This is a genomic window from Streptomyces longisporus (genome assembly GCF_039532765.1).
Lineage (GTDB): Bacteria > Actinomycetota > Actinomycetes > Streptomycetales > Streptomycetaceae > Streptomyces > Streptomyces longisporus.
This window is the reverse complement of sequence record NZ_BAAASG010000040.1, coordinates 1-25,931: the sequence shown is the minus strand read 5'-3', so window position 1 is coordinate 25,931 and position 25,931 is coordinate 1. Positions and strand designations below refer to the sequence as shown.

Genomic DNA, 25,931 nt, shown 5'->3' with positions numbered 1-25,931 from the left:
TATCGTGGCGTGGTTTCGGATCTCAGGTCCGCTACGGTACGAGCCAGTCTTCGCATTCCGGGCCAGATGGGATCTCGTTGGTGAACAGTGCTCACGGCGCCGCACCTGATGTCTTCCGGTTGGTTGTGACGGGCGGCGGGACCGGGGGGCACACCTATCCCGCCCTGACCGCTGTCCGCACGCTCCAGGACCGGCTGGCCGTGTCCGGCCGGATGCTGGACACCCTGTGGATCGGGACGGAGGACGGGTTGGAGGCCCGGGTCGCGCCCGCCGAGGGGATCGCGTTCACCACGGTCGCCACGGGCAAGGTCCGGCGGTCGGCGAATCCGCTGAAGATGCTGTCGGCCGCCAACGTGCGGGACATGGCGCGGGTGCCGCTGGGGGTGGTGCAGGCCCGCAAGGTGATCGCGGAGTTCCGGCCGGACGTGGTCCTGGCGACCGGTGGCTATGTGGCTGTTCCGGCCGGGCTGGCGGCTCGTCTGTGCCGGCGGCCGCTGGTGCTGCACGAGCAGACGGTGCGGCTGGGGCTGGCCAACCGGCAGCTTGCCGGGTCGGCGACGCGGATCGCTGTCTCCTCGGAGTCGACGTTGGCGCTGCTGCCCGCGGAGGCGCGCTCCATCGGTGTCGTCACCGGGAACCCGGTACGGCCGCAGGTGCTGTCCGGGCAGGGGCTGAAGGCGATCGAGGCGCTGGGCCTGCGGGGCTTCGACAGCAGTCGGCCGACGGTGTACGTCACCGGGGGCGCACAGGGATCCCAGCAGATCAATATGGTCGTGGCCGAGGTCCTGCCGTGGCTACTGGAGCAGGCGAACGTGATCCATCAGTGCGGTCCCGACCACGTTGAGGCCCTGCGCCAGCGGGCCGCGGCGCTTCCGGCGGAGAGTGCGGGCCGCTACTACGTGAGCGGGTTCGTCGGCGCGGAGTTGCCTGATGTCCTGGCGCTCGCGGACGTGGTGGTCTCGCGCAGCGGGGCGGGCACGCTCGCCGAGCTGACCGCTCTGGGCAAGGCGGCGGTTTTCATCCCGCTGGCCACCTCGGCGGGCAATGAGCAGGCGCACAACGCGCGCCATTTGCAGGAGGCCGGGGCGGCCCTCGCGCTGGAGGGCGAGGTGACCGGCGCGCGGATGCGGGAGGCGTTGGGCCCGCTCCTGGCCGATGCCCACCTGCGGCAGGCGATGGCGGAGCGGGCCCGTGCGCACGGTCGCCCGGATGCAGCCGACCGGCTCGTGGACGTGATCCTGGAGGCCGCTGAGGGGGCTAGGGCAGGTGCCGGGCAGCACCGCGCTCGATGACCTCCACACAGGTGCGGAACGCCGGGTAGGCGTCCTCCCACGGGTCGTGGACGTCTTCGCCGTCGAGGTACAGGCGCAGCTTCGGCGCGGCGTGTTCGTCGGCGGTGGCCTGTAGTTCGTTGAGGACGGTGTGGTCCATGGCCACGATGGTGTCGGCCCACTCCAGCAGCCGGAAGTTGACCTTGACCGCGATGTGGTCCTCGATGTCGTAGCCGCGCTCGGCGGCGGCCCGGACCGCGTTGCTGTGCGGGCCCTTGCCCACGTGCCGGTAGCGCAGGCCTGCGGAGCGGACCACTACGTCGTCCCCGCCGTGCGCGGCCAGGACGGCGGCCGCGATCGGCGAGCGGATGTGGTTGCCGACGCAGACCAGCAGGATGCGCCGCCGGCGCGGATGACGTCCCAAGCCTTCCCGGGCGGCGGTGGTGCTGGGTGGGTTCTGTTCGGTCGGGTCGCTCACGTGGTGCCTCCGGTGGGGTGGTAGGGAGCCGGGCCGTGGGCCAGCACCGTGACGTATTTGCTCAGGTAGACGTCCGGTTTCGCGGCGAGGCGGTCGTGGTCGACAGGGAGGTCGAACAGGCCGTTGAGGGTCTGCTGCACCAGGTCGGCACCGGCAGCCTCGCTGAGCGCGAAGCCGCCCGCGAACCGGGCGTTGATCTCGGTGATCACGACGCGGGGGCCGCCGCTGGCGTCCGTGATGAAGCCCTGGACGTCGTTGGGCCCGACCGCGCCGACCGCGGCGAGTGTGGCCCTGACCAGCTGGACGGCTTCGTCGTCGTGGAAGGTGCGGGCGACCATCGACAGACCGCCCTTGACGATCAGCCGCTCCCGCAGCACCACCGAGGGGCGGCCCGAACGGTCTACGAGGCAGTCGGCGCTGAACTCCCGGCCGGTGACCGTCTCCTGGATGATCGGGTCGGCGACGAGGTCGCACAGCATCCGCGCCTGCTGGCGGGTGTCGCAGAACACGATGCCCTTGGCGCCTTGGCCGTGGCGCGGCTTGACCACCAGCGGCCCATCAGGGGCCTGGTGGAGCGTCTCGGGCAGGAACGTCTTCGGCACGGGGATGCCGTGCTCGTGGAGCACCTCGTGGAAGAGCGCCTTGTCGATGGCTGCCCGCGCGGTCTCCAGGCCCGGGAGCCAGGTTCGTACGCCGAGGCGGGCCAGGTCCTCCTGGAGTGGGATGAGCGCGGGCAGCTCGTGCTCGACGATGGGGATCATGCCGTGCGGCTTCAGCTCGCGGCACAGCGCGAGCAGGTGCTCGCCGTAGCGGGGGTCGTCGGCTCGTGTGGTGACGCGCGCGATGATGCCCGGCGCCAGCAAGCCGGGCGCGAGCGGGTCCGCGTCGACGCCGATGACCTCGTGGCCGCGCCGGAGAAGTTCCAGGGCCAGGTCGAGGCCGGGGGCGCCGCCCACGCCCGTGACGAGCAGACGGCGCGGCTGCATGCGCTGGCCGGTCACCGGGTGACCGCCGCTCGCAGCAGGTCCACGACCGCACGCACGTCCCGCTCGGTCATCTCCGGATGGAACGGCAGGCTCAAAATCTCCGCAGCCGTCTGCTCGGTCACCGGCAGCGGCCGGTGCCACGGCGCGAACGCGGACTGGAGGTGGTTGGGCGGGTAGTGCACGCCGACCCCGATGCCCTGAGCTTGCAGGTCAGCGAAGACCTGATCCCGGTGCGGCACACGGACGACGCAGTTGAACGGCACAGTGCGCTCGATGTCGACGTCGACCAGGACCACACCGTCGATCCCCGCGAGCGCGTCACGGTAGGTGCGCCACAACTGCGGCCGCGCAACCTCGATCTGGTCGAAGCGGGCGAGCTGGGCCCGGCCGATGGCCGCATTCAGCGCCGACATCGGGTAGCGCAGGCCGAAGCTGTCCACGCCGTAGGTCGTCGAGCGGATCCGGTCGGCCTGCGACTGGCCGATGCCCAGCATCCGCAGCAGCCGCACCTTGTCCGCCTCCTGTGGGCTGCGGGGGACGACTGCGCCGCCCTGCCCGCAGGTGAGGTTCTTGATCGGTCCGAAGGAGAAGCAGGTCAGCGTGCCGTGCTCCGCGTGCGCGCCGACCTTGCGGTCGCCGTGCCAGGAGCCGAAGGCCTGCGCCGCGTCCTCGATGACGACGATGCCGCGCTCGGCGAGCACCGGCGCCGCGGCCGCCAGGTCGACGGCCCGGCCGCCGTACAGCACGGGCATCACCGCGCGGGTGTTGGGGGTGAGGGCCTCAAGGACACTGCTGCCACTCAGGCACAGCGTGTCCGGGTCGATCTCGGCGAAGCGGGGGCGGGCGCCGGCGGCCACGATCGCTTGGATGCTCGCGGCGAACGTCAGCGACGGCACCACGACCTCGTCGCCGTCGCCGATCCCGGCAGCCAGCAGCGCCAGGTGCAGCGCGGCAGTGCCAGACTCGACCGCCACCACATCGGGCACGTGAAGGTAGGCGGCGACCTCCCGCTCGAACGCCTCGGTGATCGGTCCGTGCCCGTACTGGCCTTGGTTGAGCGCCTCGACGAAGGCGTCGGCTTCCGAACCGTGCAGGTAGGGGCGTGCGTTGACCCGCACCGCGGCGGGCAGGGCCATCAAGGTCATCGTGCCACCCCCGCGAGTGCCGGGGTGGTGGCCTGCTGCGGGATCACAACCGCCCGGTCGGACAGCGGCGCCCACCGGTCCGGGTGGGCGCGGTACCAGTCGGCGGTTGCGGCAAGCTCTTCCAGCAGGTCGTGCTCCGGCCGGTAGCCGCACTCAGCGCGGATCTTCGACCAGTCCATGGCGTAGCGGCGGTCGTTGGCCCGCCGGTCGGGCACGAAGGTCATCAGGTCCTGGTCGGCGCCGCATATCTTCAGCAGCAGCTCGGTCAGCTGCACGGTGGTCAGGTCCGTTCCTCCGGCGATGTTGTAGATCTCGCCCGGTCGTCCGTGGCGCATGACGGCGCTGATGCCCTGGCAGTTGTCCTGCACGTGCAGCCAGTTGCGCAGGTGCTCGCCTCGGCCATGCAGGGTGACCGGCTTGCCGCGCAGCAGGCGGGTGATGAACCGCGGGATGAGTTTCTCGGGGTGCTGGTTGGGCCCGTAGTTGTTGGAGGAGCGGGTCACGCACACCGGCAGCCCGTAGGTGCGGTGGGCGCTCAGCGCTATCAGGTCGCTGGCGGCCTTGGAGGCCGCATAGGGCACGGTGGGCAGCAGCGGGGCATCCTCGGTGGCCATCCCCTCCAGCAGCGGCCCGTAGACCTCGTCGGTGGAGACGTGCACGAACCGTTCGACCTGGTGCCGGGAGGCGGCGTTCACCAGGATCTGGGTGCCCAGCACGTTGGTCTCGACGAACAGCGGTTCGCCGGCCAGGGAGCGGTCGACGTGGGATTCGGCCGCGAAGTGCACCACGTGGGTGTGTCCGTCCATGAGCTGGTCGACGAGCACGGCATCCAGAATGCTGCCCTCGACGAACGTCAGCCGCGGGTCCAGGAAGGCCTCGCCGAGGTTCTCGACGTGGCCCGCGTAGGTGAGGGCGTCCAGCACGGTGACCCGGGCGACGTCGTCAGACTGCAGGAGCTCCTTCACATAGTGGGAGCCGATGAATCCGGCGCCACCGGTCACGAGCACAGTGTTCATGGGCAGGTTCCCTTCCACGGGGTCAGATCAGGAGCCGGGGCACTGCCGAATCCACCGGTGCGCGAACACCCGCGCCGGCGGCCGCCGGTCGTGCCGCTCCGAACGTGATGGCGATAACTGAAGGAAACTCCGCCGCCTGCGTTCGCACAGGCTCACGAAGGGGGCTCACAACGGGGAAAAGGCCCGTCCGCAGGCGGGCGCCTCCTACGCTCGAAAGGCCAGCCTGCCCTGCGGGACGGCACATCCGGCACTGCGGGACGGCACATCCGGCAGGGACTGTTCCCGAGGAGGCGTCTGTCATGGGAGTCAGCGTCCATCCGGCCAGGACCGCGAACGAGGAGTTGGCCCAGCTGATCGAGGCGTCCGGGATGAGCCATCACGCGCTGGCCCGCCGCGTCAACGTCCTGGCCGAACAGGCCGGGCTGGTCTTCTCCTACACCCATACGAGTGTCACGAACTGGACTCGTCGCGGCATGATCCCGCGCTCGCCGGTCCCCGCATTCATTGCCCAGGCGCTGGCAGAGGGCTTAGGACGGCCGGTCGACCCGGCCGAGATCGGTATGCCCGAGATACGCGAGTCTCCCCGGCAGGTCGGTTTGGATTTCCCCCGGGACGCTCACGAGGCCGTCCGTACCGCCACGCGATTCTGGAGCACCATGCACCGCCGTACTTTCCTTACTGCGCCCTTCGCCGTCGGCGCCTACAGCACACCGGTCACCCGGTGGCTTGCGGTGCCGGCAGACCCGGATGCAGCTCACCTTGGGCGCTACCGCGTGGGCCGCCAGGATCTTGATGCCCTGTGGGCGGCCGCCGCCGAAGCGCAGCGCTCGGACTCGAAGTACGGCGGCGGCACGGGCAAGGCTTCCAACGTGACCACGTTCCTCAACGAGCGCGCGCTCCCGCTCTTGCGCGGCCACTACCCCGACGCCGTGGGCAAGGAACTGTACGCAGGCACCGCCGAACTGGCGCGAGTCGCAGGCTGGAGTGCCCTCGACATGGGCCATCACTCCCTCGCTCAGCGGCATTTCATCCAGGCTCTGCGGATGGCGCGCGCCGGGGGAAGCCTCTCCGTGGGCTGCCACGTCCTCACCAACATGGCCCTGCAGAGCACCTTGCGCGGATATCCCGACGAGGCCGTGGACATGGCGCAGGGCGCCTACGATCGCGCTCGCCACCAGGCAGCTCCCCGCGTCCTGGCCTTCGCCAAACTCATCGAGGCCCGCGCGCACGCCCGTCTCGGCGACGCACGGTCCGCCGCCGGCGCGCTCGCCTCCTCCGAACGCCTCCTGGAGCGCGCCGACTCCGAACCCGGTGATGAGCCCACATGGATCAGCTACTACACGCCTGCACGGATGGCAGCCGACGCCGTGGAAATCCACCGGGACCTGGGACTGCCCGCCGCCGCCCTGCGTTGGAACAACCGAGCGGAGCCCATGCCCGCAAGCGCCTTCACCCGCTCCGTCGGCCTGCGGATGACCGTCCTGGCCACCGCCCACCTCCAACACCGGGACCTCGACCAGGCCCTCGCCCACGGCCAGCGCGCCGTCACGATCCTCAGCCAGGTGCGCTCCACCCGCGCCACCGACTACCTCGCCGGCGTCGTACGCGACATGGCGCCCTGGCACCGTGACCCCCGCGTCGCCCATCTCTCCCACCTCGCACGCAAGGCCATCGCCTTCAGCAGGACCGGTGCCGTCGCCTGACCGCCTCCTGACTTCCCTATGACCGAGACGATCACCGGTACTACCGGGCCCGGGCCCACCCGCGACGAGCGCCGGGAGTCCGATTGGGTTCGGCGGAGATCGCGCAAGGCGCGCGGGCCGAAAGGGGCATGGCCAAGCCCGTGCTCAGTCTCGGCAGGTCCGATCGAGGACAGTCCAGACCAGGAAGCCGAGGTTGTCTGCGCTGGCGTGTCACTCCACTGGTTGTGACGCGGCATCATGTTCGTACTCCAGGGGGTGGTGTGGGATGTCCGAGCAGCGACCGTCACGGCAAGAGGTGATCCGGCGGCGCCGACGGACCGGTTTCGTCGGGCGCCGCAACGAGCTGGGGATATTCCGGGACAACTTCACCCGGAACCTGGAAGAGGAGACCTACCAGTTCATTTTCCATGTGCATGGAAACGCCGGGGTGGGCAAGACGTCGCTGATCCGGCAGTGGGAAACCGTGGCTCGCGAGCTCGGTGCGGTGAGCACTTATGTGGATGATGACGTGCACAGCGCGCTGGAGGCGATGGAGGCGGTCAGCACCCAGCTGGGCAAGCAGGGTCTGGCGTTGAAAGGGTTCGACAAGGCGCTGGCGACGTACCGCCAACGCCTTCACGAAGCCGAGACCGCCCCTGGCGGCCAGGTTTCGGCAGAGACGACCACCCCCGGGCAGGCGGTGTCGGTGTCCAGCACAGTGGCCGCGCAGGTCGGGCTGGCCGGACTGAGCCTGTTGCCGGGTGTGGGGGTGTTTACCGCAGCGGTCAACCCGCAGCAGATTGCCCAGGGCGCAGACCGCCTCCGCGCGATGCTCAGCATCAGGCTCCGCAACCACGATGATGTTCGGCTCGTTATGTCACCGGTGCAGGTGCTGACCCCGCTGTTCCTGGAGGACCTGGCCGAGGTAGCGCGGCGCCGGCCCTGGGTGGTGCTGTTCTTCGATGTCTACGAGCGGACCGGACCGGTGCTGGATACATGGCTACGGGACGTTCTGGTTACTACGGAGTACGGAGAGCTGCCAGTCAATGTCCAGGTTGTGCTGTCCGGGCAAGGGCGGCTGGATGCCCGATGCTGGGGAGACTGGCTCGACCTGATCGCTGAGGTGCCGCTGGAGGTATTCACCGATACCGAGGCCCGGCAGCTGATGGCCGCGAAGGGCATCACCGACGAACGGGTGATCGAGGTCGTCCTACGCCTGTCGGGCCGGCTACCGGTGCTCGTCGACACTCTTGCCCAAAGGCGCCCGCACAGCCCCGATGCGGTCGGTGACCCGTCTGGCACGGCGGTGGAACGCTTCCTGAAGTGGGAGACCGACCCGCACCGCCGCACGGCCGCCTTGGCCTGCGCGTTGCCCCTGCAGCTGGACGAGGACATCTACCGCGCTGCCGTCCCCGAAGCCGCAGCGGATCAGTATCCGTGGCTGCGGGCCCTGCCGTTCGTCACCGGCCAGGGTGGCCGGTGCCGCTACCACGACGTCGTCCGCGCCCCGATGCTCCGCCTGCAACGCGCCCAGTCCCCCGCCCAGTGGCAGACACAGCAAACCCGCCTCGCCGACACCTTCCAGCAGTGGCGCCACAGCCTGGAAGCAACCCTCGCCCCGGAAGACCGCTGGGACGATGGCCAGTGGCGGGAGCATCGGCTGGCAGAGACCTACCACCGCTTGTGCGCGAACCCGAATCAAGCGCTGCCTGACGCTCTCCTGGAGCTGGTTCGCGCCTGTGCCTACCACCCTGCGGCCCTCCGCCGATGGGCCCAGATAGTCACGCAAGCCGGACTGGACGCCGCCTCCGACAAGCTCACCGAATGGGGTCAGCGCCTCGAGACCGCCACAGAGGATGACACCGTAGGCAGCATTCCTGCTCTGACCGTGCTCCTCACCGCCACGGAACTCAGCACCGCTGGCCAGGCTTTCGCCCGCGCCATCCGTGGTCGCGAACACAGAAACGCCGACAACTTTGATGCCGCGCTGACCGACTACACAACGGCCCTGGCGCTGGACGCAGACCTCGCCCGCGCCCACTCTGGCCGCGGTAGAACATATTTCGAGATGGGCCGCTACGGGGAGGCTCTGGTCGACCTCACCCGCGCCATCGAGCTCAACCCCAACGACAGTGGAGATATCGCTCTCCGCGGACAGACCTACGGGTATGTGGGGCAGTACGAGGAAGCCCTCACTGATCTCACTCGCGCCATCGAGCTCAACCCCCAATATGACTGGGCGCTCACCGGGCGCGGTGAAATCTATCGGTCGACGGGCCGATACGACGACGCCCTTACGGACTTCGCCCGCGCCCTCGAACTCAACCCCGACGACACCTGGATCCTCGCCGAGCGTGGATACACCTACTGGTTAATGAGTCGTTTCGAGGACGCTCTCATCGACCTCACCCGTGCCCTTGAGATTGACTCCACCTATGTCTGGGCCCTCACCAACCGCGGAACGACTCAGCTACTCATGGGCCGCCACGAGGGCGCCCTCACCGATCTCACCCGCGCCATCGAGCTCAACCCCACCTACACGTTGCCCATCACCCAACGTGGAACGACATACCGGGACATGGGCCGATACGACGACGCACTGATCGACTTCACCCGCGCCGTCGATCTCGACCCCACCAACGATCGACACTTCGCTGCCCGTGGACACCTCTACCGGCTGCTGGGCCGGCAGGAGGACGCCCTGACCGACCTCGCGCACGCGATCGAGCTCAACCCCGCCAACGCCTGGGCCACCGCCCAACGCGGCGACATCTACCGCCTCATGGAGAGGTACGACGACGCCCTGGCTGATTTCAGCCGAGCCGCCGAACTCGATCCCCAATACCTGGCGAGTCGTGGAGAGACCTACCGGCTCATGGAGCGATGGGACGACGCCAGCAGAGACATCGAGCAAGCGCTCGAAGCCGATCCGTCAAGTCTTCAGGCTCGGTTTGAGGCGGCGATGCTGCTCAGCATGACCGAGGAGACAGACCGAGCCAGACAACAGTGGGAAGAGTTCGACCGCCTCCTCGAAACGTCAGCGGAGTCCTCGACCGTGAAGACCACGGGGCTGTTTGTCGCCCGCTGTGCGCTCGCAGACTGGGGCCGCGCGGACACTCTGCTGGCTGCGTGGCTGACCAGCAACCCGGACGAGGTGTCTGTAGCCGAAACTCTGCTTTGCCTCAACAGCCTCGCCCGTTCCCCCCACGCCGACGCAGCGCGTCTGGAGACCTACCTCACCCAGCTCTCCCGTCCCTCGCGAAACAGCTCGGCCGTGACATCGGCGGTGTCCACCGGCACCGTCGCCTGAAAATGGGGACCGCCCGGAACAACGGATCAAGCAAGGCTGGGAGTACGCACATGGCTGTGCAGGCCGACACGCAGCAAGGGCGCGTCGCAGGGCGGGTGTGGACGGTACGCCTGGCCCCCTACGGGAGCCCTTCTGCCGGCGCGGTGCGGCTCTCCTGCTCCCGCCCGGCCTGCGCCGAACAGCGTTTTCCCAGCGGCGCCGCTGCGGGGCGCAAGGCCGCGATCGGCCACATCAACGAGCATCTGGCCCACATCCGCGCGAGCGGCGGGCCGCGCGGCGAGGCGTGGTGCGCTTGTCGAGCCGCAGACTGCACATGGCATACCCCCGACGTCCTCGATGGACGGCGTGGTGGGGCGCGGCCGACGGCGGGGGCAGTGCGGTGCGGCGGCCCGGTGGTCCTGACCGTGTACGCGGACCGTGCCGGAAGGCTGTGGCGGGTCGCCGAGATGTGCGCGCGGTGTGCGGCGGCCACTCCCGGCTGCCGTGTCCTGGACACCGCCGCGCCCCCGGCTCGCACCGCACCGGCCAGGACTGACCAGGCGGAGGGGAAGCCAGCCGCGGAGCGGGAGCCCGCAGACAGCACGGTGAGGAACGGTGCTGTGGCGGCGGTGTTCTCCGACCGCAACTCCTCCCCCGCGGCCGCTGCTTCGTCTTCCGCAGCCGCCGAACCAGCGCCGGTTCCTGGTGCCCGCACCGCCTCACCGGCCGGGACGTCCCGTCGGGCGAAGCGGTGGGGGAAGATCGCGCAGCGGACCGTGCCACACGACCTTGAGCCCGACGTCCTGAGGATGGAGCTCATCGAACTCGGGGATGCGTTCCGTGCATACCAGCAGCGCGCCGAACCCGACCTCGTCCTCCTCGCCGAGCTCCACATGCGCAAGGCCCGCGCCTTCCGCCTGTGGGCTGATGTGAGTGGCGACGGCTCCCTGAGCCACGAGGCGCACCGGGCCGAGAAGGCGGCGCAGACCACTCGCGAGATGCACGAGAACCGTGGCGGCGGGCCAGCTGGCGACACGGCGGGCGGCGACGGGCCGGTCGTGGAACGGCTGCTGACCCGAGGGCAGGCCGCGCACGCCCGTACCCTGCTCGACTACGTCCCGGCCCATGCCCCGCACCCGGAGGCGACGGTGCACCTCGCGGTGCTCATGCTCACCGTGCGGGCAGCGCGCGCCGGCACGGGAAACATCACCGGGCAAGACCTCACCGGCTGGCTGCAGGGGGATGCCGAGCAGGTGCTCCAGCAGCTGGTCGACTCCGGCTGGCTGCACCTTCCCGGCACCATCACCGAAGTACTGGCCTCCCGGCCCGAGGACCCCACCGCCATCACCGTCCCCTCACTGCTCCCCGAACAGCCCCGCCCGTTCACCCTCGGCAAGACCGCCCGCTCAAGGGTCTCCGGCTGGGCCCAGAAGGCTGTGGGCGACCGAAAGATCCGTAAGAAGAAGCTGAGCGCCGCCACCCGTCTCCTGGCCCTGTACACCGCCGCTCACACCCGCCCCGACGGGCGGCTCGGCCGCGCCGAGGACGGCGGGCTGCACCTGGGCCAGGCCGCCGCGTTCACCGCCCTGCCGCCCGACCAGGTCGCCGAGCACGCCGAACTGCTGGTCGCTGCCGACTGGCTCACCGAAGCCGACATCGCCGGAGAACGGCTGCGCGGGCAGCTCGCCGAGCGCGTCCTGCCATTGGGCGGGTTGCTGTAGGGACAGGGGCGGGCCCCGCGTCCAGCTAGCTCGGCTTCATCGCCGGCTGGGCGCGGGGCCTGCATGCGGCATCAGGACCTCAGTTGCGCGTCGTGCACAGCTCTGGCCGTCTCAATCGGCGTCAGCCGGCAGCATCGCCGCTTCGCCCCCTCAGCCGTTCTTGCGTTTTGTCCGCGCTTTCCGAGTGACCTTGTGGGCCTTCATCTGCGCCACCACCTTGTCGTGCAGTTCGCGCAGCGGTTCCAGCTCGGCTGGCAGCGCCAGCGTCACCGGCGTAGAGCCCTTGCGGCGGGCGAGAGTAGCGGCCAGTTCACCGCTGTGCTCCTCCCATACCCGCACGCTCAGGCAGGCCCGGCCGGTGTGCACGGGGGCGTCGGAGGCTTCCCGTTCGGCGATCATGCGGGTGAGGTTGCCGTAGAGGCGCTGCAGCGGGCCGGCCTCGGTGGGCAGCGGGACATGCCGCACGGAGGCTTCGGGGTGGGTTTGCGTGTCGGCGGCGTGCAGGCCGCCGTAGTGGTCCTTCCACACCCACACCGTGATCGTGTTGGACTGCTCTGCCGTTGCGGCGCCCGGGGTCGCGCTCAGCTTCGTCGACGCCGGGTCCTTCCCCGCAGGCCGTGCGGTAGGGGCCGTCTGAGGAAACACACCGGCCTGGGCGCGTTCTGCGCGCTCTACCCAGCGGTTGATCTCCTGCCGCTGGGACTCGGTGATGTGCTTGCCTGCTTTGGCCGCTTCTTCGACGAGCAACTGCACTTGGCTGTGCAGCGTCGCGTGCGACATGTGACGCCGCGGACGGCTTCGCAGGTCTCTCAGGACCCGGCGCACCGTACTGAAGGCGGCCCGCGAGGTCAGCTCCGCCATCTTCTCTTCTGCTTGTTCCACGGCCCGCTCTGCGTCCGCGGCCTCCTGCGCTCGGGTCTGCGCGGCCACGAAGTCGGCGGCGGCGCCCGCGATCCGGTCCTCGTCCTCGGTACGGTCGTGCGCGGCGGTCGCATTGGCGCGGGCGAGCAGCTCGCGGACCTGCTGGGCATTCCGAGCCGTGACCGCTTCCTCCAGGCGCGCAAACAGCTCACGCCGCACGTCGGCTTGGCCCTCCAGCCAGTTCTCCGCATCCGATACGGCAGCCGCCAGCTCGGCCTGGATCTCCCCTTCAACGCCGGCCAGGTCCGCGATCTCGCGGCACACCTGGGCCACTACGAGGGTGGATTCCACCCTGACGGCTTTGGCCAGCTTGCGCAGCAGTACCTGCGCCCGCGCGCGTGCGTCCGGGGCCTTCTTGGCCTTGGCCACGCCCCACTGGGTGACGGGCCGGGTGCTGCGGGAACGCACGATCTGCTCCACCGCCGGCGTCGACAGACCGCGCTCCGTCATTTCGCAGTCGTCCAGCGCGAACCACTCGGTTTCGCGCGCGAACGCCTCGGTGCCGATTCTGACCTTGCGGGCGGTGCCGTCGCTGTCCAGCCGGATGCGATGGACGTACCAGCGGTCGATCAGAGTGTCCCGGTCCACCGGCACCGACACCCCGAGCACCGGCTCATGGCCGACCTGGTCCCACGTCGGCGCAACCGCCTGGTCCAGATGTACGCGCAGCCCGCCGCGGGGAAAGTGGATGTCCACCACGGAACCGATCGGCGCACCTTCCGGCTGGACGAATTCGACGTCGGCTTGCAGGTCCCGGCTGCGGAGCCAGGCCGCGGCCGCGGACTTCACATACAGGTGGTCGGCGCTGCTGATGCCGCGGGCGCGACGGCCGCACAGGTGAGGGTGCCCGTCCGGGCCCGGGTGGTGGGCGAAGTGGCAAACCCTGTCGGTGTACAGCTTGGTGGTCAGCTGCAGGCCACAGCCTCCGAGGAGCAGCCCGCACCAGAACGTGTCGTGCTCGTGGCGGCGGCGGAAGGCGTCCAGCTCGATTGCTTCCAGCGGCAGCATCAGCGGCTCCTCCGACTCTGCATCGCCCAGGACCGCCGTCTGAATCTGCCGCTTGTCACCCTGCACGAACCCCCCGCCTTTCGTCCCAACTCATCGTGCCACCAACGGTGTTGACATCACAGATGATCGACGTATGCGCACTGTGGTCGCTGTGTTCCGAGGGGAGAGCTACGGTCGCCGGGGAGCCGATCAACTCATGCGCTTTGACGGCGCGTCGGAGGCATGGAAGTCCCACAGGGTGGCGACGGTGGACGAAGCCAGTCCGTCCCAGGTTGACGGGGCGGGCCTGGGGTGTCAGGCCGATCGCGCTTCGCCCTAGATCCGTACGACGACGAAGAGGTCACCCGCCTCCCCGCCATTTCTCCCGGGCCAGCCCAATCCTTTGAGTCGCAGTCGCTGCCCGGTTCTCACTCCTGGGGGGATCCGGATCCGGTGGGTCGTTTCTGCGGAAACCTCGCCCGTCCCTAGGCAGGATCTGCAGCCCTCCGTGCCGCGCGCGCCGGTTGTGGAAGCACAGGCCGGGCAGGGGATCCGGTCGGTGAGGCGTAGCTGTGTGACGGCGCCGAAGGCCGCAATCGCAGGGCTCACCGCGCACCGGGCGTATCTGTTAGGCCCGCGGGTGGGCAAGTTCTCGTCGAAGTAGCGCCGGTCGATCTCTCGGAGAGCAAGCATGACCTCAAAGGCGCTGGCCGATCGGTCGGCAGGGTCCTTGGCCAGGAGCCGGGTGACGAGCGCCGCCAGCTCCGAAGGGGTGGAGAGCCGAAGCCTGAGCAAAGGAACCGGCTGCTCGTTGAGGTGCTGGTTGATCAGGTGCCAGGAGGTGCCTGTGAAGGGCGGATGCCCGGTGATCATCTCGTAGAGCACGCATCCGAGGGCGTACAGGTCAGATCGGTGGTCGAAGCTGCCGTTGAAGCACTCGGGCGCCATGTAGGCCGGGGTGCCGATCACGACGCCGCTGGTGGTGATGTCGTGGCGGGCGTCGCTGCTCTTGGTGATGCCGAAGTCGACGACCGTCGCCGTGGCGTTGGGGCCGATGATGATGTTCGACGGTTTGATGTCCCGGTGGGTCAGGCCTGCCTGATGCGCGGTCCCCAGGGCGTCGGCGACACAGGCCGCCGTGCGCACTACCTCGGGCAGGGGCAGCCGCCCGCCTTCCAGCACCTTGGTGAGGGGTTTTCCGTCCAGCAGCTCCATCACCAGGTAGGCGTACGGCCGCCCGTCCTGCAGGGCGGAGCCGAAGTCGTGCACGGTGACGATGTGCGGATGGGACAGGCCGCCGGCCACGGCGGCCTCGCGGGCGAACCGGGCCACCTGCCGGTCGTGGTCCGTGCTGCCGTCCTCGCTGAGGACCTTGACCGCCACCAGCCGGTCGACCTTGGGGTCGTGCGCCTTCCAGACTTCGCCATACCCGCCCTCACCAATAGGCTCGATCAGCCGGTAGCGCGCGTCCAGCACGGCCCCTGCTTGCACGACTCCCCCCTTTTCGGCGCTCACCGCGACGCACGGTGTACCAGGCGTGTACCCGTCACGCTACGCCGGGACCACGACCAGTAACAGGGGGTGCTGATCTATGAGTTGGCTCAGGCCGTGGTCTGCAGCGCCGCCGTCTCCGGGCCGTCGGCCGGCGTCCCGGACTTCCGGGCCGCGCGTTCTTGCCGAGCCCGGCGCAGGGCGGCGGCCTCGGTTGCAGCGGCCTGGCGTCGGCGCTGGGAACGAGCCGTCTCGATGGCGGGCGGTGTGTCGTCCGGCGGGTCGGGGAATGCGCGTCGGCTGAGCTCACGCAGCGCGCGGGTCTGCCGGTCGACTGCCTCCGCGATGCCCGGGTCGATGCGGCTGGGGGGCGCGGCCGACTGGTGTGCGGCGAGGGCTTTGCGGTAACCCGCGGACTTCGTCTCCCGGGTCTGCACCAGCGCCTCCGGCCTGGCCGCGGGTGCCGGAGTGGGCTTCGTCGCAGGGGGTGCGGGTGCGGCGCCGGCGGGCAGGACGCGGATGGTGTGCACGGCGTCGGTGCCGACCGTGTGGTTCGCCGTGGCGATGATCCGGGCGGTGATGAGCCGGAGTTGGGTGGCGTAGGCGGGTGAGTCGGGGCGCAGGTTCAGCTGCCGGGTCGCCGGGTTGTAGGCGACGGCCGTGACGTGGCTGGGCAGTTGGGGGGAGATGGCGGCCGCGATGTCGGGCCAGCGGTCCAGGACGGTGGCGCCGGCGGCCGGGAGCTCCCAGGCCCGGTCGGCCATCAGGCCCTGGAGCACGGCGGCGAACCCGCTCGGTTCCCGCCCGTCGCGCCGTACGGCCGTCTGCTGGCGGCGGCGCGGGGTGCGGGTCTCGCTGTCGCCGCGCTTCTTGGCGGCCTCCCTGGCCTGACGCAGGGCAACCCGGGCGAGGTCGACGCCGGACACCTGCGGGGTGTCGCCGCTGGCCTGCTCGGTGGGGTTGATCGTCTCGGGCACGTCGGCCTCCTACCGGTGTCGGATGGTCGTCAGCGAGCTGTGGGCGAGGCGCTCGATCTGGCGGGCACGGAGCACCAGGTCCTCGCCGAAGATCCGCACCGCCGTCTCCGGGCTGAAGCACGTGATCAGCGTCGTCTCGCCGCGCATCAGCTCGCCCGCAGCAGCGGCGACCAGGTCCTTGCGTTCCTGCTCGCCCATTTCCAGCGGCGCGTCCTGGCCGTCGGCGGCGTGATCCTGGTTCCGGTGGCGGCCGCCGCTGGAGATCTCCCGGACCTGAGCGAATGCGGCCTCCACCTCGAGCTGGACGGAGCGGCTGGACGGGGCCTGCCAGTCGCCCTCGTACCGCTCGGTGCGGGCGCGGACCTGCCGGATGCGGTGACGGCGGGCGGCTTCCTGGGCACCGCGCCACTGCTCGATCGCGTCGGCGCGCTTGGCGGGGGTGTCCAGGACGTTCTCCGCGCCGGCGAGCAGCACGGCGAGCAGGCCGGAGCCCCGACGGACGTGGGCCGCCTCGCCGCGGAAATGCAGCCAGGCCTTCACGTCGGTCACGGTCCACCCGGCATCAGCAACGGCGCGGGCTACCCACGCGATCCGGGGCACCGAGCAGCCGCGCAGCCAGTCCAGCTCCTGGGTGAGCTCCTTCGCCAGCTGGAAGCGGCGGCCGACGGTGTTCAGCTTGCGGCGACCTGCGGCCTTGGACTTGGACTTCTTCGCGGTGGGGGACTTGCTGCCCCCGCTTGCGAGCTTGCTCTCAGGGGGGAGGGAAGTAACACTCGCAGTGGAACGACCTGAGGTACCGACCTGCATTGGGGTGCAACGAACCTCATCCGAAACAGCCGCCGCAACCCCCTGCTCAGCCCCCCTGCGGGCACCCCTCACTGGAGCCTTCGACGCCGTCTTCGAGCGCGGCTTGCGGACCTTCCGCGCAGCCTTCTTGGCCAGCTTCGCCATCAATTCCCGGCCGGCCTCCGCGATCCCGGTCACCGCACGCGTGTACGCGGGCGCGTCCTCATCCCGCAGCACCGTCCGGATCCCCAGCGCCCGGTCGAACTCCACCGGGATCATCCGCGCGAACTCCGAGGCCTGCGCCGTCTCCCCGGACACCCGGGTCCCGCGCACGACGTACGCGAGCAGCCCGGCCTCCCGCAGCATCCCCAGGTGGTATTCCACCGACCGCTCGGACAGGCCGGTGCGGCGCACCAGGTAGCCGATGCCCGGATGGCACGGGGACAGCTGCGCGAGCTCCTGGGCGACGCGCACCGTTGTCGGCCCGAACGAGCGTGGCCCGTGCGACCGGTACCGCCGCGGCCGGTACAGCCCGGCCCCAGCCACCCAGTGGACCGCCTGCATCCACGAGTAGCCCTCCGGCGCGATCCGGCCCGTCGACGTCGACAACCACTGCTCCACCTCCGGCACGTACAACATCGCGGGCAGCACAGCGGCTTCGACGACGCCGACCGCTGAACGCGCAGCCGGAATCATCGCGGCGGCCGGCGCCGCGACGGCACTCACCAGCCCGCCCGGAGAGTCGTCCGGGCATGATCCATCCGGCGGCCATGGACCAGGTCACGTGTGGACAGATTCCGGCGAGCAGCAGCAACCCCGTCGATGACGGCTCCTGACGCGAGTGCGACGGGGGCCGGGACAGAGAGGTATACACCTTCTGCGGGTGTCGAGATCGAGTCCCGGGTGGCCCCGGACGTGGGCGAGATCGGAAAGCTGTCCCGTGCGGCGGGACGTACCGGGCGAATCGGGCTGTGAGATTGCGCCAGACGGGACGCCACGGGGGCGCAAAAGCGCATGAAACAGGCATAAGCGGGCTGGCGAAAGCCCGCGTGGTCGTGCAGAATGACGACGTCCTCCTTCTAAGAAGGTGGGTAAGGCAAAGCCCCTCGTGGTGCTTTGTGGTTCAGCCAGAACCAGAGATCGAACTGTTCGGCCGGGTGCGAACCGGACGGACAATCCCTTCAGAGGGCGCCAACCCTCCGGAGGCAGATGGGACGCCGGCTCAAGGTGACGCCAATCACCTGAGCAAGCCGAGCGTCCCGGGCGGCCAAGCCGCCCCCAGACCTAGGTCATCTCAACCCCCTCTGCGGAGGGCTGGTTGGGGTACGCGGAAACGCGCGAAAACCCCGCTGACGTGCAGCGCGAGTGATCGCGAAGACGGCGGGGATCTTGTGTGCGGGCGAAGGCCCACGGGTACAGTGGTGCCATGAACACCGAGGACCTCCAAGCCAGGTTCTCTACACCCCCGGCGCTTACCAAGGCGCCGGGGTTTTCCATATTCAGATAGATCTTGATCGCAGCCACCATACCCCTCTGATCACGCTTCGCGTAGAGGGGGACGTGGGCGAGTCGGCGAGGCTCGTGTGAAAGGGGCATCTGCCAGTGCTGGACGGTGGACTGACGGTGGCTCAGGGCAAGATGAATGCCATGCCTGACTCCCCTGCGGACATCCTCCCGGCCACATACGCGACGGCCGCGCAGCAGCGCGCGTACATCGCCGCCATGGAGAAGATCCGCGCTGCCCGGAAGCCCGGTGAGCCCGTCCGCGTCTACATTTGCGCCTCGCCGCACATCACGCGACGTCCGCAGTGGGACCAACGCCTGGCGAAGATCCGCCACCGCCTGCCCGGCGTGGAACTGGTGGAGTTCGGCGACGTCTTCACGCCGGAGAACTACGCGCAGAAGTGGCCGGAGCTGGCGCCGACCTTCGACGGTCTGGTTGTTGTCGGCCCCACCAAGCGCGGCGCGAACGGCCACGTCTACCTTCTCGGGGAAGTCGCCCGCCTCGAGGTCATCGACATCGTAAAGACCGGCAAGCCGGTCCTCCTGCACGCCCGCCGATACGGTCTCATCCCGTTCGTCGACTGCAAGATTCACCGCGTCGGCACGCCGGAACGACTTCGCACGAAGGTCACCGTCCCCGATGGTTGGGACCCGAAGGACTACGAGCCGACCCTCCAGGCCGCCCTCCGCGCACTGCGGCCCCGGCGTACTGACACGGAGAAGACGCACGACGACCCTCCCCAGCACCTGTCTCATCCGTTCGCCGCACCTCCCCGATGACGTCTTCGACCCGCTGTTGACCAAAAAAGCGCAGGTCGCGCTCGTAGTCGGTTCGGTCACGGCTGCCCCTCTGGGCTGAGGAACAAGGGCTGGAGGGCGGTGTTGTAGTAGCAGGTGAGCACAGCCTCAGCACCCGATCCCTGGGCGGTGGCTATGCGCTGATAACGCGCCGACCGCAGGTCCCCAGCGATCAGAATGCGCGGGTGCTGGCGGTCGGCCGGGCAGTAGCCGTCCTCGCCTTGAGCCAGTCCCTCAAGGGCAGCCGGCTTGTTACCCAGGTTGTTCAGCACGGTGGTGACGGCATAAACCTTCCGTTCTCCGTACCGGTCCTTGGCCTCAACCGTCCAGCCGTCGCCGTAAGCGGGACGGGTGATGGTGACGTGGGAGACAGGGACTATGCGAACACGACCATCGCCCGCAACCTCAGCGACCTTGTACTCATCTGCCGCAGGACAGAGCACATGCAGCGTCCGTGACGCCTTCGGGTGGGCCCGGAGCCAAGTCCCAAGCGGGCGATCGGCTCCGAGCACGTACGTGCGGCCCGTGAGGCTGTCTGGTGCGGCACGCCAGAGCGGCGGCGCGGCAAGATCGTTGGGAGCGGTCACCCAGTCGGCTTCGACGGGTGTAAGCGAGGCAACGCCAGTGGCGGCCACGATGGCTTGCCCGATCAGCACCTGGCCGCTGTCCAGAGTGAGTTCGGCTCGGTCATCGTGACCGCTCACTGCCACGGCTCGGGCCTGCAGCAGGGTGCACCAGCCGCTCTCTTGCAGACGCTTCAGGTCCTGCGCCAGAGCCTGTGCAAGGTCTGGGCCCGTGGACCAGTTCCCCGGCATGTTGTCCAAGGCGCCGACGACATGCAGCTTGCCTCCGGTCAGCCCGGCCTCAATCACTACGGTGCGCAGTTTGAGGCTGGCGGCCATCACCGCGGCCGCCACTCCGGCCGGGCCGGCCCCGACGATCAGGACGTCCGCGTCGTACGAAGGTGAGCTCATGCGTCTACCCCCTGTGGTCCGCCGATTTGGGTCAGGACGGCCTCGCTGGTGACGAGTTGGTCGGCGCCGAGGTTGCGAGCGGCAAGCAGCAAGGCGGCGTCGTGATACTCAGGCCCACCGGTAGAGGCGCACGCGTCGGTGACGATCCACGGTCGGTAGCCGCTCTGATAAGCGGCGATCGCTGAGTCGTAGACACAGGCGTCCGTGTCGATGCCGCACAGCACCAGGTCGCTCCAGCCCCGGTCGCGGATCAGCTGCGCACCCTCTGGTGTGAAAACCGACGACTGCGCCTTGTCAATGACTGTGACCGCGGAGTCGGTGAAGGGGGCGAGCTCCTCAACGAAGGCTTGCTCCTCTGGGGTACGCAGCCGCGTCCAGCCGGTGATCGTCTCGTACGGCGAACCGAGCTCGTTGTGGAACCGTGTGAAAACCACAGGGGCGCCGACGGCCCGCCAGCCTTCCACCAACCGCACAATCCCCGAAAGCGCACCTCGGCTATGCCGGTTGACGAAGCCCTGCTGCACGTCGATGACGATCAGTGCTGTCGAGCGAGGATCCACCCGTCCGCCTTCCACATGGCCGTTCACGGATTGCTGTCTCGAAGAGCATCCTGAGCGGCACGCAACCGATCAGGAAGTTCACTGGTCGCCAGAATGGCCTCGCGCATCACGCGGTGCTGGGCGGTCTCCGTGGGCCGGGCCGTGGTCAGCCGGACGTACGCGCCGCGCAGGAAGCGCCAGCTGTACTCCGTCGGCATCACCGGATCCCGCCCGTCCTCGACCATGTGCAGGATGTGCGACGACAGCGCCCACAGCGCCTGAACATCCAATTCCAAGGCGACGATCTGGCTCATCGTCAGGGCGCGCTCATTCAGCTGCGGGTGGTAGGAAATCCCTGACCAGCCAGCCACCCCGCGAGAAGCGCCGCCGTCGAACGCGAGCGCCTCCGGGTGCGACCAGCCATCGCGGAACTTGGCGTCCTCGACCCCTGCGCCGAGGGTCACGATGTTCGCTGGATCCTGGCGGTTGACGAGCACCGACGGCGTGGCCAGCAGTTGGAGAGCGGTATCGAGCCCGGCCCCCGACCAGGCATGCTCCCGCAACTCGTACACGGACAGCACGTACTCCGGATCCAACGACGCCTCTGTCAGCCCGTCGGCGCAGTGCTCTTCCAACAGACGCGTCATGCGCTGTCCCGTCCACGCCCTGTCTGCCAGGTATGAGCGGTAGCGCCACACTGCCAACTCCGTGAGTGAGCCCACGCGTAGATGCTCTTCCAGGTGCATCATGGCGATTCCGCAGGCATAGACGTGCACTGTGGAGGCTCGGGCCGTCCGATGTTCACCAGACAGAACTCGCTGGTCAAGGCCAGCTGGACCCGGTGGTTGGGGCGTTGCCGCCGCATACAGCGGTGCGATCCGCTCGCCCAGGTATACCGGCAGAAACTTGTGCGAGACCACGGTGCACGGCGCGGGCCGCGCCCCCGCAGCCGCCGCAGTCTCAACGGGTTCCCCTCGCAGCGCCGCCAGCCGGAGGCGGAAGGCCTCCTGCTCGTCTGGAGTGCACTGAGCGAGCGCGGCATCCAGGATCTGTGCCATCGCCGGACGGCATACCCGGCCCTTGTTCTCCTGCCAGTGAGAGACCGTCCGGGGACTGATACCGAGTTCGTCCGCGAACTGACGGACAGACTGGCGCCGTACCGACCGCAACAGCAGCGCCTCCTCACCGGTCCACCGATCCACGGCGATCACTACACACCCCCAGGGCGGTCCATGACCAGGCACACGAGGCCGTACTTCCACGCTGAGTCCACACCACTGCTACACGGGGACATCTCGCTCAACGCCTCTGCACCGGAAGCTGGTTGACGTTGATCCACGCGCCCAGCATTCCGGTCGGAGGACCTCATGCCGAACCCTAAACGAGGGCCTGGTCGACTGAACGTCATCGTTGCGTTCGGCATCTCAGAGCCCTCGGCCAAGGGTCGCCAGCACGCTCTCCGGGTGACCGTCGTAGACGATGTGCGGCTCATCGGCAGTCGGTGGGCGGAATCGGCCCGCAAACCTCAGCAAGTCTTCCTCGCTGAACTCGATCGAATTCGGATCGACCAGCGACTGGGCATTGCGCTCCCGGATCCTCTCCCAGCGCACCTCGTGGGGAGCCGGCAGGTAGATGAGGACGGGCTCGCCGCCGGCCTCCATGGCCGTCGCCGCCCATTGAGCGCGCTCTTCCGGGGTCCAGAATCCGTGGTCGACCACGACGTCCCGTCCCGCAGTCAGGAGCGCCCGGAGTTCCAAGGCGATGTCCTTGAGCACGGGCGCTTCCCGAACGCGGAACTGGCCACGCGGGAAATCCCGGCCGTAGTGACCGTAGCGCCGGAACATCTCCTCATCAGGGCAGAGTCGCACCAGCCCTGCCCGCTCAAGAGCGCGAGCCAAAGTCGTCTTGCCAGCGCCTGGCATCCCGGTCATCAAAATGGCGCGCGGTGCAGTCGCTTGTCCGCCGACCAGGGCTTGGGAGATGCGGCTGATCGCGAATCGTCCTTCCACAGTCAGGGTGTCGCTTCGCTCCGCCTGCAGGAGCAGCACGAGGCGTCGCTCAAGGCAATGGACGAGGGTGTCGTCCAGGAGAACGGTGTCGAGCTCGATCACCGCGTGACCTCCGTGGTGGCTCGCCGGGTGCGGCCGGGGGCCCCGAGGTCCACGCCGTACTCCAACAACTCGCCGTCGGCATCCAGGAAGCGGGCGGTCAGCACGAGGATCGCCGCGACGGTGCCGGCCTCCAGCTCTAGGAGCTCCAGGTCGCGCGCCGTTGCGATACGAGCCGCCTCCTCATCCACCCGCTTCGCGACGCGCCGCCCGGTAGCCCGAGCGATCAAGTCCAGCGACAGTCCGCCTTTGAGTCTCTGGCTCCGGGCCAGCTCTGGCAGGACCTGGGCGAATTCGGCGGGGATCCAGGACGTTGAGTGGGCGACGATGCCATGAGCGTCCCGGTAGACACGGCTGCGTCGAATCACGTCCTCACCAGGCGAAATGCCAAGTACGTGAGCGACATCTTCTGGCGCCTCGACTATGCCGGCGGTGTGGCCGGACGACTTCTCGCCATCACCCCACGACGACTGCGTCTTGCCGCTGCGGTCGTGGCGTTCCGAACCGGAGGACAGCGAGATGGGGCTTCCTACCACCTCGGTGCCGACGCCCGGGATGCCCTGCACGAGTCTCTCGTCGCGCAGAAGTCTCATCGCCCGATCCGCGGTTGCTGTGCTGACCTTCCACTCGGTGGCCAGCGTCTTGATGCTGGGCAGGAGGTCGCCAGGCGCGAGTTCCCCGGAGCTGATCAGGTCGCGGTAGTGGCCCGCGATGCGTGCGTACGGCGGCCGATTGTCGGCTCGGGGTGGCCCGGACATGTGCCTTCGCCTCCTTCAGTCCCATCTAGGTGCCTCACTATACCGCTTGACACCTGAGGGTACCTCAGGCAACCTGATGCAGGTAAGACATCGGTGAGCCTCTCGGAACACCGAGTAAGCACCACCGCAAGACCTCAGTAGTCGTCCGCCCTTCGGGGCGGCCGGGGTTGAGAGCTTCATCAAACTCCCCCGGAGCCTGACGGCCGCGACGACTGTGTGCACGTCGCAGCGCAGTGCGCTGTCTGTCCTGCGGGACGCCGGCCTTGCCGTGCGGCCCGGAGGGCGGAGAGAGCATCGCGACGCGCCCCCGCCCCTCCGTCCGTAAGGAGTTCACGTGCCGGCTTCGACGCTTAAGTCCACCGCCCGCCCCCGCAAGAGCCGGACCCGCTCCCGGAACATCAGCCCCCGCCCGGCACTCGCCCTCTCCAGCCTCAAGCCCCACCAGTACGACCTGCACCCCTACTGCGCGTCGCTGATCTGCCCCGACTGCAAGACGTGGGTGCCGATCACCGGACTCAACGCCAAGAAGCAGAAGCTCGTCCCGCACGACACCGGCGTCGCCGGGAAGGACCCGGCAGTCCGCTGCCAGGGCAGCAACCGCCTGATCAGCGTCGACGTCCTGGTCAAGGAATGGCAGGGACAGATGGAGACTGGCGGCCCGGAGGCCAACGGCCGCCGTTCCGCCCGCCAGCATTACAAGCCGCTCCCGGCGCCCGCCAAGCCCGTCACCAAGATGGCCCCGGAACCCGAGACCGCAGACGATGCGCTCACCGCCTACCGCGAGCACCTCAAGAAGTGCCGGAACAGCAACGCGGCCGGCCACTGCGGCGGCACCCACCGCTGCGCTGATGGCACCCGGCTCGCCAAGCTGTACGAGCAGCTGAAGCGCGCCGAACCCATCCGCCAGCGTGAAGCCCGCGTCGACGCGCTGCTCGCTCGCCACCGGTCGACCAGGGCGTGGGCCGCGCACAGCGAGGCCACGGCCAACGCGAAGACGACGGCCAAGCGCAGCGGCACCACGGTCGAAGAGGCCAACAACTCCTGCCGGATCCGCAAGGCCGACACCGTCTCCGACTACCGCGGCCCCCAGGTCCCCCTGAAACCGATCCGGATCGGTGCCTGACCCAACTACGCACGAACAACCACGGCCCCGGCCATCCCGAGAGATCGGGGCGGCCGGGGCCTTGGCTGCTCGTACGACCAGCCAACACGACGACAGCCCCGGCGACTTGGAACCCCCCGGGGCTGTCCAGGACCTGACTCGGAGGACCTGTGCAGACCAGCATGACACTCACGGCACCCGCCGCCGAACCCGACCCGATGATCCGCGAAGCCCTCCGCAGGGTCGTCGACGACCAGATCGGCCCCCGCACGCCGGGCTCCATCTACCAGAACATCGACGGCGCCTTCGAGGTCCTCGCGGTGATCCGGAACCCGGAGCGCGCTCGTGCCCTGCTGGGCCGTCGCAGCGCGCAGTGGGCCCTCGTCGTGAAGGACGTACTGCGGCCCGGTGCCGAGCCCTTCGCGATCGGCTCCGTGTGGACGACGTCGGACCACCTGGTCCACGACGCTGCGGCGACCGGAGGGGTGAAGTAATGGACTGGCGTCACAACGCGGTGTGCCGCGAAGAGGACCCTGAGCTGTTCTTCCCGATCGGCAACACGGGCCCTGCGCTCGTGCAGATTGAGGAGGCCAAGGCCGTCTGCCGCCGCTGCCCCGTGATGGAGCAGTGCCTGCAGTGGGCGTTGGAGTCCGGTCAGGACTCCGGCGTCTGGGGTGGGCTGTCCGAGGAGGAACGGCGGCGGATGAAGCGCCGCGCGGCTCGGAGCCGGGCCGCGGCGAGGAAGTCGTCGACGACATGACGGACGCCGAGCGCCAGCGCATGCAGGCCGAACTCCGCAAGGCCAACAAGCAGAGCTCGGACGACCGGCGGGCCCGTGGCTGAGAGCCTGCACGACCGCTACATGAAGGCCGACGCCGCCCACCGCGCGCACGGCGAGACCTGCACGAGGTGCTCGCCGGACGCGCGGTGTCCCGAAGGCCAACGCCTGTACGAGTCGTTCGAACGACTCCAGGACGCCTACCTCTCCCAGCAGAAGCGGGGCTGACCGCTGCGCGGGACGCAACCCCAACTTCCTGCTCGCACCCCGCTGTTGAACCAGGCCGGCCGCCCGCCGTACGGGCGGGCGGCCTCTCGCACGTCTTCAGCCCGGGCACATCCCGGGATTCGCTTCCTCCCCGCAGGAGAACCCATGGCGCGCACCATCCCGCTCAAGACGCCCCTGGACGACACCGGCCTGCACCGCCAGCAGCCCGATGACCTGTGTACGCACAGCCCGAAGTGCCCGGCGGCCGACAGTACGAACCGGGAGGCCGCCCGCGTCGTGGCCGGTCATCCGGAGCAGGGCTGGAGCCTGCTGTGCAACGGCGTCTTCGTTTTCGACGTTATGTCGATCTCTGATGCCTCTCGGCACCTGTGAGCTGGTAGTTCACGAGATGGA

The 25,931-nt window shown here is 69.1% G+C and carries 23 protein-coding genes; 10 read left to right on the top strand and 13 right to left on the bottom strand.

Annotation, left to right across the window (positions count from 1 at the left end):
• The first annotated feature begins 77 nt into the window (after positions 1-77).
• Complete coding sequence (locus tag ABD355_RS44030; protein WP_344407048.1) at positions 78-1,292, top strand: UDP-N-acetylglucosamine--N-acetylmuramyl-(pentapeptide) pyrophosphoryl-undecaprenol N-acetylglucosamine transferase; 1,215 nt, start codon at positions 78-80, stop codon at positions 1,290-1,292.
• Here ABD355_RS44030 and ABD355_RS44025 read toward each other — a convergent pair.
• From ABD355_RS44025 to rfbB, 4 genes are read right to left on the bottom strand one after another with little or no spacing between them, the layout of a single operon-like run.
• The gene (locus tag ABD355_RS44025) at positions 1,258-1,749 is read right to left on the bottom strand and encodes an arsenate reductase/protein-tyrosine-phosphatase family protein (RefSeq protein ID WP_344407045.1); all 492 of its coding nucleotides are present in this window, start codon (positions 1,747-1,749) and stop codon (positions 1,258-1,260) included. The two genes, ABD355_RS44030 and ABD355_RS44025, sit on opposite strands and share 35 nt — an antisense overlap.
• Complete coding sequence (locus ABD355_RS44020; protein WP_344407044.1) at positions 1,746-2,750, bottom strand: ATP-grasp domain-containing protein; 1,005 nt, start codon at positions 2,748-2,750, stop codon at positions 1,746-1,748. Before ABD355_RS44020 ends, ABD355_RS44025 begins: the two co-directional genes overlap by 4 nt.
• A complete protein-coding gene (locus ABD355_RS44015) occupies positions 2,747-3,880 on the bottom strand; it encodes a DegT/DnrJ/EryC1/StrS family aminotransferase (RefSeq protein ID WP_344407042.1) in 1,134 nt (377 codons plus the stop codon). Before ABD355_RS44015 ends, ABD355_RS44020 begins: the two co-directional genes overlap by 4 nt.
• Complete coding sequence (rfbB, locus tag ABD355_RS44010; protein ID WP_344407041.1) at positions 3,877-4,896, bottom strand: dTDP-glucose 4,6-dehydratase; 1,020 nt, start codon at positions 4,894-4,896, stop codon at positions 3,877-3,879. The genes ABD355_RS44015 and rfbB overlap by 4 nt, the downstream gene beginning before the upstream one ends.
• A 299-nt stretch (positions 4,897-5,195) precedes the next feature.
• On the opposite strand from rfbB, the gene ABD355_RS44005 reads away from it, so the two are divergent.
• The 3 genes from ABD355_RS44005 to ABD355_RS43995 all read left to right on the top strand — a co-directional run bounded on the left by ABD355_RS44005 (position 5,196) and on the right by ABD355_RS43995 (position 11,588).
• Entirely contained in the window at positions 5,196-6,599 is a 1,404-nt protein-coding gene (locus tag ABD355_RS44005) for an NsdA family TPR-like regulatory protein (protein ID WP_344407039.1), read from the top strand.
• A gap of 265 nt (positions 6,600-6,864) precedes the next feature.
• Positions 6,865-9,888 (top strand): tetratricopeptide repeat protein, encoded by a 3,024-nt coding sequence (locus ABD355_RS44000; RefSeq protein ID WP_344407038.1) that lies wholly within the window; start codon positions 6,865-6,867, stop codon positions 9,886-9,888.
• 50 nt (positions 9,889-9,938) lie between these two features.
• The gene (locus ABD355_RS43995) at positions 9,939-11,588 is read left to right on the top strand and encodes a hypothetical protein (RefSeq protein ID WP_344407036.1); all 1,650 of its coding nucleotides are present in this window, start codon (positions 9,939-9,941) and stop codon (positions 11,586-11,588) included.
• A gap of 150 nt (positions 11,589-11,738) precedes the next feature.
• Here ABD355_RS43995 and ABD355_RS43990 read toward each other — a convergent pair whose 3' ends face one another.
• From ABD355_RS43990 to ABD355_RS43975, 4 genes are all read right to left on the bottom strand, one after another.
• Positions 11,739-13,583, bottom strand: a complete 1,845-nt coding sequence (locus tag ABD355_RS43990; protein WP_344407033.1) for a hypothetical protein — start codon at positions 13,581-13,583, stop codon at positions 11,739-11,741.
• Positions 13,584-13,832: 249 nt separating this feature from the next.
• Entirely contained in the window at positions 13,833-14,987 is a 1,155-nt protein-coding gene (locus ABD355_RS43985) for a protein kinase domain-containing protein (protein WP_344407031.1), read from the bottom strand.
• A gap of 110 nt (positions 14,988-15,097) precedes the next feature.
• Positions 15,098-15,964: a DciA family protein gene (locus tag ABD355_RS43980; protein ID WP_344407029.1), complete on the bottom strand. Its 867-nt coding sequence runs from the start codon at positions 15,962-15,964 to the stop codon at positions 15,098-15,100.
• Between the two features lie 9 nt (positions 15,965-15,973).
• On the bottom strand, positions 15,974-17,476 hold the full coding sequence (locus tag ABD355_RS43975; protein ID WP_344407027.1) for a helix-turn-helix domain-containing protein: 1,503 nt from the start codon (positions 17,474-17,476) through the stop codon (positions 15,974-15,976).
• Between the two features lie 921 nt (positions 17,477-18,397).
• Here ABD355_RS43975 and ABD355_RS43970 point away from each other — a divergent pair.
• Positions 18,398-19,033, top strand: coding sequence for an SGNH/GDSL hydrolase family protein (locus ABD355_RS43970; RefSeq protein WP_344407026.1), 636 nt, complete (start codon positions 18,398-18,400; stop codon positions 19,031-19,033).
• Between the two features lie 56 nt (positions 19,034-19,089).
• Here the strand turns inward: ABD355_RS43970 and ABD355_RS43965 are convergent, their stop codons facing one another.
• The 5 genes from ABD355_RS43965 to ABD355_RS43945 all read right to left on the bottom strand — a co-directional run bounded on the left by ABD355_RS43965 (position 19,090) and on the right by ABD355_RS43945 (position 23,430).
• The gene (locus ABD355_RS43965) at positions 19,090-20,025 is read right to left on the bottom strand and encodes an FAD-dependent oxidoreductase (RefSeq protein WP_344407025.1); all 936 of its coding nucleotides are present in this window, start codon (positions 20,023-20,025) and stop codon (positions 19,090-19,092) included.
• Positions 20,022-20,612, bottom strand: coding sequence for a cysteine hydrolase family protein (locus ABD355_RS43960; RefSeq protein ID WP_344407024.1), 591 nt, complete (start codon positions 20,610-20,612; stop codon positions 20,022-20,024). Before ABD355_RS43960 ends, ABD355_RS43965 begins: the two co-directional genes overlap by 4 nt.
• Positions 20,609-21,775, bottom strand: a complete 1,167-nt coding sequence (locus ABD355_RS43955; protein ID WP_344407022.1) for a helix-turn-helix domain-containing protein — start codon at positions 21,773-21,775, stop codon at positions 20,609-20,611. The genes ABD355_RS43960 and ABD355_RS43955 overlap by 4 nt, the downstream gene beginning before the upstream one ends.
• Before the next feature lie 213 nt (positions 21,776-21,988).
• Positions 21,989-22,675 carry an AAA family ATPase gene (locus ABD355_RS43950; protein ID WP_344407020.1) on the bottom strand — a complete coding sequence of 229 codons (687 nt, stop codon included), beginning with the start codon at positions 22,673-22,675 and terminating at the stop codon, positions 21,989-21,991.
• Positions 22,672-23,430, bottom strand: coding sequence for a GntR family transcriptional regulator (locus tag ABD355_RS43945; protein WP_344407019.1), 759 nt, complete (start codon positions 23,428-23,430; stop codon positions 22,672-22,674). Before ABD355_RS43945 ends, ABD355_RS43950 begins: the two co-directional genes overlap by 4 nt.
• Positions 23,431-23,764: 334 nt before the next feature.
• On the opposite strand from ABD355_RS43945, the gene ABD355_RS43940 reads away from it, so the two are divergent.
• The 5 genes from ABD355_RS43940 to ABD355_RS43920 all read left to right on the top strand — a co-directional run bounded on the left by ABD355_RS43940 (position 23,765) and on the right by ABD355_RS43920 (position 25,910).
• The gene (locus ABD355_RS43940) at positions 23,765-24,553 is read left to right on the top strand and encodes a hypothetical protein (protein ID WP_344407018.1); all 789 of its coding nucleotides are present in this window, start codon (positions 23,765-23,767) and stop codon (positions 24,551-24,553) included.
• A gap of 161 nt (positions 24,554-24,714) precedes the next feature.
• Positions 24,715-25,026 carry a hypothetical protein gene (locus ABD355_RS43935; protein WP_344407017.1) on the top strand — a complete coding sequence of 104 codons (312 nt, stop codon included), beginning with the start codon at positions 24,715-24,717 and terminating at the stop codon, positions 25,024-25,026.
• A complete protein-coding gene (locus tag ABD355_RS43930) occupies positions 25,026-25,292 on the top strand; it encodes a WhiB family transcriptional regulator (RefSeq protein WP_344407015.1) in 267 nt (88 codons plus the stop codon). The genes ABD355_RS43935 and ABD355_RS43930 overlap by 1 nt, the downstream gene beginning before the upstream one ends.
• A gap of 75 nt (positions 25,293-25,367) precedes the next feature.
• Positions 25,368-25,538, top strand: coding sequence for a hypothetical protein (locus tag ABD355_RS43925; RefSeq protein WP_344407014.1), 171 nt, complete (start codon positions 25,368-25,370; stop codon positions 25,536-25,538).
• Between the two features lie 213 nt (positions 25,539-25,751).
• A complete protein-coding gene (locus ABD355_RS43920; protein WP_344407157.1) occupies positions 25,752-25,910 on the top strand; it encodes a DUF5999 family protein in 159 nt (52 codons plus the stop codon).
• Positions 25,911-25,931 lie beyond the last annotated feature (21 nt).

What these genes read in the sequence shown, in the direction of transcription:
- ABD355_RS44000 (WP_344407038.1), top strand. Translation starts at nt 6,865, where the DNA reads ATGTCCGAGCAGCGACCGTCACGGCAAGAGGTGATCCGGCGGCGCCGA.
- ABD355_RS43970 (WP_344407026.1), top strand. Translation starts at nt 18,398, where the DNA reads ATGCCTGACTCCCCTGCGGACATCCTCCCGGCCACATACGCGACGGCC.
- ABD355_RS44015 (WP_344407042.1), bottom strand. Translation starts at nt 3,880, where the DNA reads ATGACCTTGATGGCCCTGCCCGCCGCGGTGCGGGTCAACGCACGCCCC.
- ABD355_RS43965 (WP_344407025.1), bottom strand. Translation starts at nt 20,025, where the DNA reads ATGAGCTCACCTTCGTACGACGCGGACGTCCTGATCGTCGGGGCCGGC.
- ABD355_RS44005 (WP_344407039.1), top strand. Translation starts at nt 5,196, where the DNA reads ATGGGAGTCAGCGTCCATCCGGCCAGGACCGCGAACGAGGAGTTGGCC.
- rfbB (WP_344407041.1), bottom strand. Translation starts at nt 4,896, where the DNA reads ATGAACACTGTGCTCGTGACCGGTGGCGCCGGATTCATCGGCTCCCAC.
- ABD355_RS43945 (WP_344407019.1), bottom strand. Translation starts at nt 23,430, where the DNA reads ATGTCCGGGCCACCCCGAGCCGACAATCGGCCGCCGTACGCACGCATC.
- ABD355_RS43995 (WP_344407036.1), top strand. Translation starts at nt 9,939, where the DNA reads ATGGCTGTGCAGGCCGACACGCAGCAAGGGCGCGTCGCAGGGCGGGTG.
- ABD355_RS43935 (WP_344407017.1), top strand. Translation starts at nt 24,715, where the DNA reads ATGACACTCACGGCACCCGCCGCCGAACCCGACCCGATGATCCGCGAA.
- ABD355_RS43930 (WP_344407015.1), top strand. Translation starts at nt 25,026, where the DNA reads ATGGACTGGCGTCACAACGCGGTGTGCCGCGAAGAGGACCCTGAGCTG.